Annotated in this window: 15 protein-coding genes and 1 pseudogene; 4 read left to right on the forward strand and 12 right to left on the reverse strand. The window is 62.5% G+C overall.

Going from position 1 to position 13430, the window contains the following annotated elements; genetic code table 11:
• Nucleotides 1-834 (forward strand): annotated as a pseudogene (gene argG, locus J0I79_RS32210) (argininosuccinate synthase); the annotation flags it as partial.
• 34 nt (nucleotides 835-868) lie between these two features.
• Here the strand turns inward: argG and rnhA are convergent.
• The 12 genes from rnhA to coxB form a co-directional block, all read right to left on the reverse strand.
• Entirely contained in the window at nucleotides 869-1399 is a 531-nt protein-coding gene (gene rnhA / locus J0I79_RS32215; protein WP_292869299.1) for a ribonuclease HI, read from the reverse strand.
• Nucleotides 1396-2373, reverse strand: coding sequence for a homoserine kinase (locus J0I79_RS32220; RefSeq protein WP_292869302.1), 978 nt, complete (start codon nucleotides 2371-2373; stop codon nucleotides 1396-1398). The genes rnhA and J0I79_RS32220 overlap by 4 nt, the downstream gene beginning before the upstream one ends.
• A gap of 5 nt (nucleotides 2374-2378) precedes the next feature.
• Nucleotides 2379-3389 (reverse strand): 4-hydroxy-3-methylbut-2-enyl diphosphate reductase, encoded by a 1011-nt coding sequence (gene ispH, locus J0I79_RS32225; protein ID WP_292869305.1) that lies wholly within the window; start codon nucleotides 3387-3389, stop codon nucleotides 2379-2381.
• Nucleotides 3390-3472: 83 nt separating this feature from the next.
• Nucleotides 3473-4228, reverse strand: a complete 756-nt coding sequence (locus J0I79_RS32230; RefSeq protein WP_292869308.1) for an SURF1 family protein — start codon at nucleotides 4226-4228, stop codon at nucleotides 3473-3475.
• Complete coding sequence (locus tag J0I79_RS32235) at nucleotides 4225-4611, reverse strand: DUF983 domain-containing protein (RefSeq protein WP_292869311.1); 387 nt, start codon at nucleotides 4609-4611, stop codon at nucleotides 4225-4227. Before J0I79_RS32235 ends, J0I79_RS32230 begins: the two co-directional genes overlap by 4 nt.
• Before the next feature lie 2 nt (nucleotides 4612-4613).
• Entirely contained in the window at nucleotides 4614-5105 is a 492-nt protein-coding gene (locus tag J0I79_RS32240; protein WP_292869337.1) for a L,D-transpeptidase family protein, read from the reverse strand.
• 109 nt (nucleotides 5106-5214) lie between these two features.
• Nucleotides 5215-6093, reverse strand: a complete 879-nt coding sequence (locus tag J0I79_RS32245) for a cytochrome c oxidase subunit 3 (protein ID WP_292869314.1) — start codon at nucleotides 6091-6093, stop codon at nucleotides 5215-5217.
• A 1-nt stretch (nucleotide 6094) separates the two neighbouring features.
• Nucleotides 6095-6724 carry a cytochrome c oxidase assembly protein gene (locus J0I79_RS32250; protein ID WP_292869317.1) on the reverse strand — a complete coding sequence of 210 codons (630 nt, stop codon included), beginning with the start codon at nucleotides 6722-6724 and terminating at the stop codon, nucleotides 6095-6097.
• The gene (locus J0I79_RS32255) at nucleotides 6724-6885 is read right to left on the reverse strand and encodes a hypothetical protein (protein WP_292869341.1); all 162 of its coding nucleotides are present in this window, start codon (nucleotides 6883-6885) and stop codon (nucleotides 6724-6726) included. The genes J0I79_RS32250 and J0I79_RS32255 overlap by 1 nt, the downstream gene beginning before the upstream one ends.
• A gap of 2 nt (nucleotides 6886-6887) precedes the next feature.
• Nucleotides 6888-7832, reverse strand: a complete 945-nt coding sequence (locus J0I79_RS32260) for a heme o synthase (protein WP_292869319.1) — start codon at nucleotides 7830-7832, stop codon at nucleotides 6888-6890.
• A gap of 76 nt (nucleotides 7833-7908) precedes the next feature.
• Nucleotides 7909-9561, reverse strand: coding sequence for a cytochrome c oxidase subunit I (ctaD, locus tag J0I79_RS32265; protein ID WP_292869322.1), 1653 nt, complete (start codon nucleotides 9559-9561; stop codon nucleotides 7909-7911).
• Nucleotides 9562-9599: 38 nt separating this feature from the next.
• Nucleotides 9600-10466, reverse strand: a complete 867-nt coding sequence (gene coxB, locus J0I79_RS32270; RefSeq protein WP_292869325.1) for a cytochrome c oxidase subunit II — start codon at nucleotides 10464-10466, stop codon at nucleotides 9600-9602.
• A gap of 380 nt (nucleotides 10467-10846) precedes the next feature.
• Here coxB and J0I79_RS32275 point away from each other — a divergent pair, with 380 nt between their 5' ends.
• From J0I79_RS32275 to tldD, 3 genes are all read left to right on the forward strand, one after another.
• Entirely contained in the window at nucleotides 10847-11407 is a 561-nt protein-coding gene (locus J0I79_RS32275) for an invasion associated locus B family protein (protein WP_292869328.1), read from the forward strand.
• A 75-nt stretch (nucleotides 11408-11482) separates the two neighbouring features.
• On the forward strand, nucleotides 11483-11950 hold the full coding sequence (locus J0I79_RS32280; RefSeq protein WP_292869331.1) for a YbjN domain-containing protein: 468 nt from the start codon (nucleotides 11483-11485) through the stop codon (nucleotides 11948-11950).
• A 119-nt stretch (nucleotides 11951-12069) separates the two neighbouring features.
• Nucleotides 12070-13430 (forward strand): metalloprotease TldD (tldD, locus tag J0I79_RS32285; protein WP_292869334.1); only part of this gene is annotated, 1361 nt, incomplete at its 3' end.

A 13430-nucleotide genomic window follows, 5' to 3' on the forward strand; every position in this document is an offset into this window, starting at 1 on the left:
CGCACGGAGATGTCGACTTTCCTGACCGAGCACGGCTTCGCCTAAAAGATGAGCGACGAGAAGGCATATTCGACCGACAGCAATCTGCTCGGAGCAACGCACGAGGCCAAGGATCTCGAGAATCTCGACAGCGGCATCAAAATCGTCAATCCGATCATGGGTGTGCCGTTCTGGCGCGCCGATTGTGCCGTCGAGGCCGAGACTGTCGTCGTGCACTTCGAAGAGGGGCAGCCGGTCGCGCTGAACGGTCAGAAATTCGCCGATCCCGTGGCGCTGTTCCTTGAAGCCAACACCATCGGTGGCCGTCATGGCCTTGGCATGAGCGACCAGATCGAGAACCGTATCATCGAGGCCAAGAGCCGCGGCATTTACGAGGCGCCCGGCATGGCGCTGCTGCACATCGCCTACGAGCGCCTCGTCACCGGCATCCACAACGAGGATACGATCGAACAATACCGGATCAGCGGCATGCGTCTCGGCCGGCTTCTCTATCAGGGACGGTGGTTCGATTCCCAGGCGTTGATGCTGCGCGAAACCGCACAGCGGTGGGTGGCGCGCGCAATCACCGGCGCGGTGACCCTGGAGCTGCGCCGCGGCAACGACTACTCGATCCTCAACACCGAGAGCCCGAATCTGACCTATGCGCCGGAACGGCTGAGCATGGAAAAGGTGGAGGATGCGGCGTTCACGCCCGCGGACCGTATCGGCCAGCTGACCATGCGCAACCTGGACATCGCGGACACCCGAGCCAAGCTCAATCTCTATGCAAAGACGGGCCTGCTATCGAGCGGCGATGGCTCCGAAATCTTCAAACTGGAGAACGACGGGGCGTGAAACCAGCCTGAGAGCTGCCATTCGCTCCCAGAGCTCAGTAACTCTGCGTCGATCGGCGCACCTTGGGCGCCGAAGCTTGCCTTGGCTGGCCGTCCGGCTTCGACGCTGACGCCGGCTTGAAGGACCCCTTCTTGAACGGCGCCATGCCTTCCCGCGCCAATTCGTCGGCGCGTTCGTTCTCAGGGTGACCGGCATGGCCCTTGACCCAGTTCCAGGTCACCTTGTGGCGGCGGTTGGCTTCATCCAACGCCTGCCACAGTTCACCGTTCTTGACCGGCTTCTTGTCGGCGGTCTTCCAGCCGTTCTTCTTCCAGCCATGGATCCACTTGGAAATGCCGTCCATGACATATTTGCTGTCGGTGTGAAGCTCGACGGTGCATGGCTCCTTCAGCGCATTCAGCGCCGAGATCGCGGCCAGCAATTCCCTGCGGTTGTTGGTCGTCTCGGCCTCGCCGCCGGAAAGCTCCTTCGTGGCGCCGTTGAAGCGCAGGATCGCGCCCCAGCCGCCGGGACCGGGATTGCCCGAACAGGCGCCGTCGGTGAAGATTTCAACCTGCTTGCTCATGACACCCCGTTTTCGGCCAATCCATATTCCGAAGGCGATTTGATCGCCCGGTGGAAGCGCATCCTTTTGATGTATTCGGTCGGGTCGCGTTTCATGACCAGCCCGCCATCGGGAACGGTCAGCCAATCATAGAGCCGGGTCAGCATGAAACGCAGCGCCGAGCCGCGCGCCAGCATTGGCAGCGCCGCCTTCTCCTGCACGCTCAGGGGGCGTACGTTCTGGTAGCTCTCCAGCAGCGCCTTGCCCTTGGTGAGGTTGAAGGAAAAGTCCTTCTCGAAGCACCAGGCGTTGAGGCAGGTGGCGACGTCGTAGGCGTAAAGGTCGTCGCAGGCGAAATAGAAGTCGATCAGACCGGAAAGCTTCTCACCGAGGAAGAAGACGTTGTCGGGGAAGAGATCGGCGTGGATGATGCCTTCAGGGAGACCCTTCGGCCAATGGCGCTCGAAATCGGCGAAGTCGGCATTGACCTCGGCCGCCAGTCCCGGTTCGACTTCGTCGGCCCGGTCGCGGGATGCGTCCCAAAGCTTGCGCCAACCATCGATGGCCAGCGCGTTAGGACGCTTCATCGAAAAATCGGCGCCGGCAAGATGCAGGGCCGCCAGCGCCTTGCCGACCTCGGCACAATGCGTCGCTGTCGGCCGCCGCAGCGAAAGCCCTTCGAGGAAGGTGATGATGACCGCCGGCCGGCCGGCCAGCGTGCCGATGACGCTGCCGTCATGCGCGGTCACCGGCAGCGGGCACGACACACCCTTGTTGGCGAGATGACCCATCAGCCCGAGGAAGAACGGCAGATCGGCCTTCTCGACCCGCTTTTCATAAAGCGTCAGAATGTAGGAGCCGGTCGAGGTGTGCAGCAGGAAGTTCGAATTCTCGGTGCCTTCGGCAATGCCCTTGTAGGACAGGAGATCGCCGACCGGATAGTGCCTGAGGAAAGCGCCGAGTTCACCCTCGGCAACGTCGGTATAGACCGCCATGTGCCTTACGCGGCCCCGTTGACGAAGGCCATGTCGGCCGGCGTCAGTTCGACATCGCGCAATACCCGCATGACCGGAAAATCCTCCGTTTCGGTGGCCGTGATGGCCAGGTCGATCGTCACATCGAAGCGCTGGCGAAACGCGTCGATGATCTCGTCGACGATGATTTCCGGCGCCGACGCCCCGGCCGAGAGGCCAAGCGTCGAAATGCTGCCGATGTCATTCCATGGAATCTCGGCGGCGCGCTGTACGAGAAGCGACATGGTGGCGCCCGCACGCTCCGCCACTTCGACAAGGCGGCGCGAATTGGAGGAATTGGGAGCGCCGACGATCAGATAGAGATCGGCGCCCGGGGCTGTGTCCTTGACCGCTTCCTGGCGGTTGGTGGTGGCATAGCAGATCGATTCCGCCGCCGGCGCCTGCAGGTCGGGAAAGCGTTCCCGCAACGCGCGGATGATGCCGGCGGTGTCCTCGACCGAAAGCGTGGTCTGGGTGACGAAGCCCAGCGCGTGGGGATCGGCGGGTTCGAGCCTCGCGGCGTCGGCCTCGGTCTCGACCAGTGTAACAGCGCCTTCCGGCAGTTGGCCCATGGTGCCGATCACCTCCGGATGCCCGGCATGGCCGATCAGCAGCACATGGCGGCCAAGCCGCTGGTGGCGCATCGCCTGCTTGTGCACCTTGGACACCAACGGACAGGTAGCGTCGAGATAGAAGAGATTGCGCGCCTGGGCATCGGCCGGCACCGATTTCGGCACGCCATGCGCAGAGAAGACGACCGGCGACTGCCGGTGTTCGGCCGGAATCTCGGACAGTTCCTCGATGAAGACGGCGCCGAGGCTTTGCAATCCCTCGACGACATAGCGGTTGTGCACGATCTCGTGGCGGACATAGACCGGCGCGCCATATTTCTTCAGCGCCAGCACCACGATCTGGATGGCACGATCCACCCCCGCGCAGAAGCCGCGCGGCTGGCAGAGCCGGATCGTCAGGGGCGGTTTGGCGGTTGTCTGAAGCATGAATCCCAGCCGTTTGGTCAGCGCCGAAATGAGGTGCCTACCCCTGCCCTGTCAAGGGCATCGGTAAAAAGGGGCACCCGCGTTCAAGTCTCTTTCGCGGGACGGCGAAGCCGAAGGACCAATACCGCGGCAAGCGCGGCGGCAAGCCCGTACCAGGTCATGGCATATTGCAGGTGGCTGTTCGGCAGGTCGATGATCGTGACGCCACCGATTGGCAGGCCGCCCGGATTCGGCGTCTTGTCGGCATCGATGAAGATCGGCACGAGCTTGAACCCCGCCGGCAGACCGGCGCTCGCCGCCATGACGTCGCGGTCCTTCCAGTAGAATATGTTTTTCCCCACGTCATTGTCGGGAAGCATCATCGACGGTTTTCCAGGCAATGGATTGCGGGCAAGACCGGTGACGGTGACCTTGCCTGTCACCTGCCCCTTGGCGCGCTTGGCCGCATCCTTCAGGTCGTAAGGGATGAACCCGCGGTTGATCAGCACGAAGCGGCCATCGTCGAGCGCTAGCGGCGTGTAGACGTTGAAGCCGGCGTCGCCTTCCCAGGTCGCGTAAAAGTGCCGCTCGCCGGAATGCAGGAAGGTTCCGGTGACGGTCACCGGCGTGTAGTCGACATCGCCGGTCGCGGCGAATTCCTTCTCGACTTCCGCCAGCGGTTTCGGCGCCGAATGGGTGCGCTGGTCGATGGTCTGCAGCAGACCTTCCTTCCAATGCAGGCGCTGGACCTGCCAGGTGCCGAGCGCCAGCAGGATCAGCAGCAGCAAAAGGCCAAGGCCAAGCAGCAAGGCCGACCTTGGCCGCGAGCGGCCTCCCTCCTTGATGGAAGCGTCGCTCATTCGCCGCGATCCAGCCGGCCCTCGGCCGCCTTGTTGGCGTATTGCAGGGTGAGCAGCACGCCCTTGATCAGCCGGAGCGCCGTCAGGCACAGCACCAGGGCCAGCGGGATCCAGACCAGCAGATGCAGCCAGAGCGGCGGGCTGAGCGTCACTTCGACCCAGAGCGCCAGGCCGACAATGACAAAGCCTATGATCAGGATGACGAAGACCGCCGGTCCGTCGCCGGCATCGGCAAAGGAATAGTCGAGCCCGCAATTGACGCAGCGCTTGCCGACGGAGAGGAAGCCCGAGAACAGCCGTCCCTCGCCGCAACGCGGGCAGCGGCCATGCAGGCCGGCCGAAATCGGCTCGACTGGAGGCCAGATCGCCTTGTCTTCACTCATCGCTATTGCTCGATCTCGATTGGCGTCCCATCGGCCACCATTGTCCAGATTTCGTCCATGTCGGAGTCCGTAACGGCAATGCAGCCATCGGTCCAGTCGACCAATTGAAGCAGCCAGCCCCACCAGCCGAAACCATTCGGCTGGCCGTGGATCATGATCATGCCGCCGGGGTCGACATTGCGCGCCCTGGCGGCCGCATGATCCTGGGCATTGGGATAGGAGATATGGATCGATTTGTAGGCGATGCTGTTGGGGTTGCGCCAATCGAGGACATAATGCCCCTCGGGCGTGCGTTGATCGCCCTCCTGATGCTTGTGACCGACCGGATCGCCGCCGAGTGCGATGCCGTAGCTGCGCAGCACCTTGCCCGCGCCGATCAGTTCAAGCCGCCGCTCCGCCTTGTGGACGCGCACCAGATCGACCCTGTCGGCCGCAAAGGCCGGAAATGCCAAGAGGATCAACAGGCAGATCGCCCAGGGAATTGTCAGCCGCATCAAGGATGGATCGGCGATCATTGCGTTGGAAAGAAGATGAGGCGCCGAAAAGAAGAAGGCAGCCACGTCGCCGCGGCCGCCTTGCTCAAATCGGAATTGCAAGACCGGATCAGTGGCCTTCGATGACGGCGCCGACCGATCCCCAGACATAGATCGAGGCGAACAGGAACAGCCAGACCACGTCGACGAAGTGCCAGTACCAGGCGGCGGCCTCGAAGCCGAAATGCTGCTTGGGGGTGAAATCGCCCTTCATCGCCCGGATCAGGCAGACCAGCAGGAAGATGGTGCCGATGATGACGTGGAAGCCATGGAAGCCGGTCGCCATGAAGAAGGTGGCGCCATAGATGGAATCCTTGAAGCCGAACGGGGCGTGCATGTACTCGTAGGCCTGCACCATCGTGAACAGCATGCCGAGGCCGACGGTCAGCACCAGGCCGTTGATCAGCCCCTTGCGGTCGCCATGCAGCAGCGAATGGTGCGCCCATGTGACCGTAGTGCCGGAGAGCAGCAGGATCACGGTGTTGTAAAGCGGCAGGTGGAAGGGGTCGAGAACCTCCATGCCCTTCGGCGGCCAGATACCGCCGGTGAAGGTGTGACGCGCGTAGTTCTGCGCTTCACCGGCAAAAAGGCTGGCGTCGAAATAGGCCCAGAACCAGGCGACGAAGAACATCACCTCCGAGGCGATGAACATGATCATGCCGTAGCGCAGGTGCAGCGACACGACGCGCGTGTGGTGCCCCTCATGCGCTTCCTTGATCGTGTCCGACCACCAGGCGAACATGGTGTAGAGCACAATCACGAGGCCGATGAAGAACAGCCACGGATTGGCGATGTTGAAGCCGAAGATCGGGAACGAGCCGCCCTTCAGATACTCCATCAGGGCGACGCCGCCGAAAGCCATGACGAGGGCGCCTACCGATCCCAGGAAAGGCCACGGGCTCGGGTCGACGAGATGATAGTCGTGATGTTTTGCGTGCGCGTCTGCCATATCAACCCCCGAGATTTTCGGTATCTGAAACTGTCTTGCCATTGCCCTTGGTCGGCTCCGAGGAGGCGACCGGCTTGTTCTTCTCGACCGGGAACATCGTATAGGACAGGGTGATCGTCTTCACGTCCTTCAGTTCCGGCACATTCACGATATCGGGGTCCACGTAGAACAGGACCGGCATGTCCAGCGTCTCGCCGGGCTTCAGCGACGTATCGGTGAAGCAGAAGCACTCGACCTTGTTGAAGTAGGGTCCCGCCAGTTCAGGCTGCACGTTGAAGGTGGCGCGGCCGGTGACGGGCTGGTCGAACTTGTTGGTCGCCTTGTAGTGCGCCTGCACCGTCTCGCCGATCTTCATGGTCATCGAGCGCTGCACCGGCTGGAACTCCCATGGCACGCCGGCGATGTTGGCGTCGAAGCGGACGGTGATCTCGCGGTCGAGCACGCGGCCGGCATACTGTTTCTCGGCACGCTGTGTCGTGCCGCCATAACCGGTCGCCTGGCAAAACATCTTGTAGAGCGGGACAGCCGCATAGGCCATGCCGATCATGCCGGTGAAGAAGGCAAGGCAGACAGCCGCGACGACGCGGTTGCTGTTCTTTCCGGCCGTCTTTCCTGGGGTCCCGGTGCTCATCACATCTTGCCCGACAAATTGTGGCCGAACTTCACGATCGTCGCGATGTAGAAAATGATGACCAGCACGGCCAGCGCCACACCGATGGCGATCGAGCGGCTGCGCTGGGCCTTCTTCTGGCGTTCGGTCAGCACGACCGTTTCAAGCTTGTCCTCGGCCATGATCATGCCCCACCCATGGCAAGTGCGCGTTCGACGACGCTGTCGGCCAGATAGGCGGCGAAGATGGCGAAGAGATAGAGCAGCGAATAGGCGAACAGGGCCTTGGCCGGCTTCATGGCGCGGTCGTCGTCGGCCATGCAGAGCACTTTCCATGCATACCAGACGAAACCGACTCCCAGCAGCAAGGCAGCCACGCCGTAGAAAGGCGTGGTGTAGCCGAGCAGCCACGGCAGCACGCCGACCGGCGCCAGCACAAGCGCATAGGCAAAAATCTGACGGCGGGTCGATGCCTCGCCGGCGACATTGGGCATCATCGGGATGCCGGCACGCCCGTAGTCCTCGGACTTGAACAGCGCGAGCGCCCAGAAATGCGGCGGCGTCCACAGGAAGATGATCAGGAACAGGATGATGCTTTCCAGGCTCACCGAGCCGGTGACCGCCGCCCAGCCGATAACAGGCGGGATAGCACCGGCCGCACCGCCGATGACGATGTTCTGCGGTGTCCAGCGCTTCAGCCACATAGTGTAGACGACGGCGTAGAAGAAGATGGTGAAGGCCAGAAGCGACGCCGACAGCCAGTTGACGAGCACGCCGAGCGTCATCACCGACAGTACCGAGAGCACCAGTCCGAAGCTCAGCGCCTCATGCGGCTGGATGCGGCCCGACGGCACCGGGCGGCTGACCGTCCTGGTCATCACCGCGTCGATGTCGGCATCGTACCACATGTTGAGGGCGCCCGAGGCGCCGGCGCCGATGGCGATCGACAGGATGGCTATCACCGCCAGCAGCGGATTGATGGTCACGGGTGCGGCGACCAGCCCGACAAAGGCCGTGAACACCACCAGCGACATGACGCGCGGCTTCAGCAGGGCGAAGAAATCGCCCGCGGTGGCTTCCGACATGCGGAAGCCCGCTTCGTCAATGCTGGTTTCGTCGACTAGGGCCATGCGTACTCAAGTCCATTATTCCGTTGGCCAAAACCGCCGGCGGACCGGCGGTTTCGTATTCGGGCGCAGTTCCGCCTTACTTGATCTTCGGCAACTGCTCCCACTGGTGGAACGGCGGCGGCGAAGGCAGCTGCCATTCGAGCGTGGTGGCGCCCTCGCCCCATGGGTTGGCACCGGCGATCCGCTTCTTCTGGAAGGCTTCGAACACGCCGTAGAGGAAGATAGCGACGCCGACGGCGGCGATGTACGAGCCGTAGGACGACACCATGTTCCAGCCTGCAAACGCGTCAGGATAGTCGATGGTGCGGCGCGGCATGCCGGCGAGGCCGAGGAAGTGCTGCGGGAAGAAGATCAGGTTCACGCCGACGAACATCACCCAGAAATGGGTGTTGGCGATGACGGGCGAGTACATGTAGCCGGTCATCTTCGGGAACCAGTAGTACCAGCCGGCGAAGATGGCGAACACGGCGCCCAGCGACAGCACGTAGTGGAAGTGGGCGATCACGAAATAGGTGTCGTGCAGCGAGCGGTCGAGGCCGGCATTGGCCAGCTGGACGCCCGTGACACCACCGATGGTGAACAGGAAGATGAAGCCCAGCGCCCACAGCATCGGCGGCTTGAACGAGATCGAACCGCCCCACATCGTCGCGATCCAGGAGAAGATCTTCACGCCCGTGGGCACCGCGATGACCATGGTGGCGAACACGAAGTAGCGCTGCGTGTCGAGCGACAGGCCGGTCGTGTACATATGGTGCGCCCAGACGATGAAGCCGACGGCGCCGATCGCGACCATGGCGTAGGCCATGCCGAGATAGCCGAACACAGGCTTCCTCGAGAAGGTCGAGACGATGTGGCTGATGATGCCGAAGCCCGGCAGGATCAGGATGTACACTTCAGGGTGACCGAAGAACCAGAACAGGTGCTGGAACAGCAACGGATCGCCACCGCCATCGGGAGCGAAGAAGGTGGTGCCGAAGTTGCGGTCGGTGAGCAGCATGGTGATGCCACCAGCCAGAACCGGCAGCGACAGCAGCAGCAGGAAGGCGGTGACAAGCACCGACCAGGCAAACAGCGGCATCTTGTGCAGCGTCATGCCCGGAGCGCGCATGTTGAAGATGGTGGTGATGAAGTTGATGGCGCCGAGGATCGAGGACGCGCCGGCAATGTGGATCGACAGGATCGCCAGATCCATGGCCGGTCCAGGCTGGCCCGAGGTCGAGAGCGGCGGATAGAGCGTCCAGCCGCCACCGACGCCGTAGGCGCCGGGTGCGCTCGGCATGAACATCGAGGTCAGCAGCAGGATGAAGGCCGGCGGCAGCAGCCAGAACGAGATGTTGTTCATGCGCGGGAACGCCATGTCGGGCGCACCGATCATGATGGGGACCATCCAGTTGGCGAAACCGCCGATCAGGGCGGGCATGACCATGAAGAAGATCATGATCAGCGCGTGCGCGGTGGCAAAGGCGTTGTACATGCTCTTGCCGCCGTCGATCGCGGCGTCACCGTTCAGGCCATAGACCATCTGCGCCAGACCGCTGAAGATCTGGATGCCCGGCTCCTGCAGCTCCATGCGGATGGCGACGGACAGCGCGCCGCCGATGATGCCGGCCATGATCGCGAAGATCAGGTAGAGCGTCCCGATGTCCTTGTGGTTGGTCGAATAAACCCAGCGCACCCAGCCGTGATACGGCTTGTGGTCGTGCCCGTCATGAGCTGCAGCGTCTGCCATGTTCCGCTCCGTTCCCTAAATCTTGCTAACCCGCGGCATCAGTTGCCGGCGGCCGCTACCTTGTTCTGGCCATCGACCTGGGCCATGAGCGTCTTGTTGGCACCTGGCAGATCGGTCTTGGCCGCGGCCAACCAGGTCTTGAACTGCGCGTCTGAAACGACACGAATGGCGATCGGCATGAAGGCGTGGTCCTTGCCGCAAAGCTGCGAGCACTGGCCGTAATAGAGGCCTTCCTTCTCCGCCTTGAACCAGGTCTCGTTGGTGCGGCCCGGAATGGCGTCGATCTTGATGCCGAAGGACGGCATGGCGAAGGAATGGATGACATCGGTCGCGGTGACGAGCACGCGGGTCATGGTGTTGACCGGCACGACCAGCTCATTGTCGACGGCGAGCAGGCGCGGATAGATCGAGCGATCCTCCTTGCCGGCCTTGGCGCGGTCGCCATCCTGAAGGATAGCCGAATTGAAGGTCAGCGTGTTGTCGGTCTGGTACTCGTAGTCCCAGTTCCACTGGTTGCCGGTCGCCTTCACCGTCAGCTTGGCTTCTTCCGGCGGCGTGTATTGCGCGGTCAGCAGCTGGAACGAGGGAATGGCAAGGCAAAGCAGGATGACGACGGGACCGACGGTCCAGATCACCTCGATCAGCGTGTTGTGGCTGGTCTTGGACGGAACCGGGTTCGCGCTCGCGCGGAATTTCACGATGCAATAGATGAGAAGGAACAGCACCAGGACGGTGATCGGGATGATGAACCACATCGTGTAGTTTCCGAACCACTCGATCTGCCGCATCATGTCGGTCGCCGGCGCCTGGAAGCCCGTCTCCCACGGCCTTGGCTGGTCCGCGTAGGCGGCCCCGCTGGCGAGGAACGTGGCAGCAGCACCCGTGCTTGCTAGGAATTTTCTCATCGCCCTCTTCGTCTCCCAGTTTCTCGCAAGCCGTACCCCCGCGAGAATAACGAACAATGCCGGGACGGGAATCCCGGACAGTCTCAAGGTGGTTCAAACCATACTCTTTTTCCCTCCGCAAGAAAGGAGCGGAGGAAACTGTGCGGCATTTTTGCGCGCAAGCCGCCAAGGCTCTTCGCGGACGCCGGTGACGGTGGCGATTCGCCCGCGCTGGGCGGGTCGCGCCTCATGTGCCCGCCAGGGGCGCGAGGCGTCGCAATTCAGGCGAATTTGGCAGGGAAAAGCGCCGCATGCGCTGTTTCAGGACAGTTCAGCCGCCGTCTCGTCCTTTACTTGGCATTGGCGCGGCTTAAAGTGCCGTGATTCGCAATGGAGCCGTCATGAACTCTTGGCTTTCAAGACCGGGGTATACGCGACAGGGACTTTCGAGGTCCCTGGCGAACGCCGTGTTTCTCGCCGCCTTATGCGCGGCCGGTCTTTTGCTTTCCGGCCACGCCAATGCCGCCCAGCCGAGCGGCACGGTGCGCTCGACGCATGGCGCATGGTCGATCATCTGCGATACGCCCGCCGGCGCCACATCAGAACAATGCGTGATGATGCAGAACGTCGTCGCCGAGGACCGTCCGGAGATGGGGCTGTCCGTGGTCGTGCTGCGCACCGCCGACAACAAGGCCGAAATCCTGCGCGTGCTCGCGCCCCTTGGTGTGCTGCTGCCGAACGGGCTCGGCCTCAATGTCGACGGCAAGGATATCGGCCGCGCCTATTTCGTGCGCTGCTTCCAGGACGGCTGCTATGCCGAGGTGATCCTAGAAAAGCCGCTGCTCGACACGCTGAAGACCGGTACTTCGGCAACCTTCATCGTCTTCCAGACCCCGGAAGAAGGCATTGGCATTCCTGTCGACCTCAAGGGTTTCGCCGAAGGTTTCGCCGCACTTCCCTGACGGTTGGCGCTTGCGGAAAACCCTGTCCTGACGCAGAATTCCCGCGGGATTTGGGTTTTGGCGTTGGGGGTTATCATGCGCTCGTTTTCTCTGCTTTTGTCCACCGGTCTGATTTCGGCCGGCGCGGTATCGTTTGCCTTGGCCGACGATGTCGAGATCATCAAGAAGCCCGATCCGGCCGCGATCGTCGAGATCGCCAAGGGATATGGTTCGGCCAAGCTCGACAAGGACGATGGCGGCGACCCGATGGTCTCCGGCCGGCTCCAGGGGATGAAGTACGTCATCTATTTCTATGGCTGCGAAAACCACGAGAACTGCAAGTCGATCCAGTTCTCCTCGGGCTACACCGATGCCTTCACGGTCGAGCAAGCCAATGAGTGGAACAAGAAATACCGCTGGGTGAAGGCTTTTTCCGGAGACGGCTCCAACTTCAAGATGGACGTCAGCTTCGCCGGGGGCATCACCAAATCCAACCTCGAGGAGCAGTTCTCGAACTGGGATTCGATGACAAGCGACATCAAGGACTTCGTTAATCAGAAGTGATCGCTTCCAGGCGGTCCGAAACCGCTTTTGTCGGTGGGATCAGGGCGCGACGATTGTCTCCTTGAGACTTCGCGCCTACATCGTGGTGAAAAATAGCCTCTCCCGCGGATGGACCTGCCATGAACAGCCTCACCGGCCAATTCGACATTTCAGACGATCGCATCAAGCGGATCGTCGCCGACACGCTCAAGGGAGCCGACGACGGCGAACTGTTTCTCGAATACAGCGAGAGCGAGGCGCTGATGTTCGACAATGGCCGGCTGAAGACCGCCAACTTCAACACCGATCAGGGCTTTGGCCTGCGCGCGGTCGCGGGCGAAGCCAGCGGCTACGCCCATTCGAGCGATCTGTCCGAGGCTTCGCTGCTGCGCGCGGCGGATGCCGTCTCGGCCGTCAAGGGCGGCTATTCAGGAACGCTTGCCGCCGCGCCGGCACGCACCAACCGGCATCTCTACGGCGACGAGAACCCGATCCCCTCGCCGTCCTTCGAGGCCAAGGCCAAACTGCTGCAGGAAATCGATGCCTGGTTGCGCGCCGAAGATCCGCGCGTGCGCCAGGTGACGGCTTCGCTCGCCGCCTCCTGGCAGCATGTCGAGATCGTGCGCGCTGACGGACAGGTGGTGCGCGATATCAGGCCGCTGGTGCGCATCAACGTATCGGTGGTGGTCGGCGACGGCGACCGCCAGGAGAGCGGTTCCTACGGCATGGGCGGACGCAAGGCTTTCGGCGAATTCCTGATCGAGGACAGCTGGAAGCACGCCGCCAGCGAAGCGCTCAGGCAGGCGCTGGTCAATCTCGAGGCGGTCCCTGCCCCCGCAGGAACGTTCGACATCGTGCTGTCCAGCGGCTGGCCGGGCGTCATGCTGCATGAGGCTGTCGGCCATGGCCTGGAAGGCGACTTCAACCGCAAGAAGACCTCGGCCTTCGCCGGCCTGATGGGACAACAGGTGGCGGCCAAGGGCGTCACGGTCGTCGACGACGGCACCATTGCCGAGCGGCGTGGCTCACTCACCGTCGACGATGAAGGCACCCCTTCGGCCCGCAACGTCTTGATCGAGGACGGCAAACTGGTCGGCTACATGCAGGACCGGCAGAACGCCCGGCTTATGGGCATGAAGGCCACCGGCAACGGCCGGCGCGAAGGCTACGCGCACCAGCCGATGCCGCGCATGACCAACACCTACATGACCTCAGGCGACATGGAGCCGGAGGAGATCATCGCTTCGGTCAAGAACGGCATCTACGCCGTTTCCTTCGGCGGCGGCCAGGTCGACATCACCTCGGGCAAGTTCGTGTTCGGCTGCACCGAGGCCTACATGATCGAGAACGGCAAGGTGACGCAGCCGATCAAGGGCGCGATGCTGATCGGCAACGGGCCGGACGCCATGCACCGCGTCTCGATGGTCGGCAACGACATGAAGCTCGACAACGGCATCGGCATGTGCGGCAAGGCCGGACAGGGCGTGCCCGTCGGCGTCGG

The organism is Mesorhizobium sp. (genome assembly GCF_017306585.1).
Taxonomy (GTDB): Bacteria; Pseudomonadota; Alphaproteobacteria; order Rhizobiales; family Rhizobiaceae; genus Mesorhizobium.

Coding starts and splice junctions, on each gene's coding strand:
- J0I79_RS32280 (WP_292869331.1), top strand. CDS start 11,483: ATGCGCTCGTTTTCTCTGCTTTTGTCCACCGGTCTGATTTCGGCCGGC.
- J0I79_RS32245 (WP_292869314.1), bottom strand. CDS start 6,093: ATGGCAGACGCGCACGCAAAACATCACGACTATCATCTCGTCGACCCG.
- J0I79_RS32275 (WP_292869328.1), top strand. CDS start 10,847: ATGAACTCTTGGCTTTCAAGACCGGGGTATACGCGACAGGGACTTTCG.
- J0I79_RS32235 (WP_292869311.1), bottom strand. CDS start 4,611: ATGAGTGAAGACAAGGCGATCTGGCCTCCAGTCGAGCCGATTTCGGCC.
- J0I79_RS32220 (WP_292869302.1), bottom strand. CDS start 2,373: ATGGCGGTCTATACCGACGTTGCCGAGGGTGAACTCGGCGCTTTCCTC.
- ctaD (WP_292869322.1), bottom strand. CDS start 9,561: ATGGCAGACGCTGCAGCTCATGACGGGCACGACCACAAGCCGTATCAC.
- J0I79_RS32230 (WP_292869308.1), bottom strand. CDS start 4,228: ATGAGCGACGCTTCCATCAAGGAGGGAGGCCGCTCGCGGCCAAGGTCG.
- J0I79_RS32260 (WP_292869319.1), bottom strand. CDS start 7,832: ATGGCCCTAGTCGACGAAACCAGCATTGACGAAGCGGGCTTCCGCATG.
- ispH (WP_292869305.1), bottom strand. CDS start 3,389: ATGCTTCAGACAACCGCCAAACCGCCCCTGACGATCCGGCTCTGCCAG.
- coxB (WP_292869325.1), bottom strand. CDS start 10,466: ATGAGAAAATTCCTAGCAAGCACGGGTGCTGCTGCCACGTTCCTCGCC.
- J0I79_RS32255 (WP_292869341.1), bottom strand. CDS start 6,885: ATGGCCGAGGACAAGCTTGAAACGGTCGTGCTGACCGAACGCCAGAAG.
- J0I79_RS32250 (WP_292869317.1), bottom strand. CDS start 6,724: ATGAGCACCGGGACCCCAGGAAAGACGGCCGGAAAGAACAGCAACCGC.
- J0I79_RS32240 (WP_292869337.1), bottom strand. CDS start 5,105: ATGCGGCTGACAATTCCCTGGGCGATCTGCCTGTTGATCCTCTTGGCA.
- rnhA (WP_292869299.1), bottom strand. CDS start 1,399: ATGAGCAAGCAGGTTGAAATCTTCACCGACGGCGCCTGTTCGGGCAAT.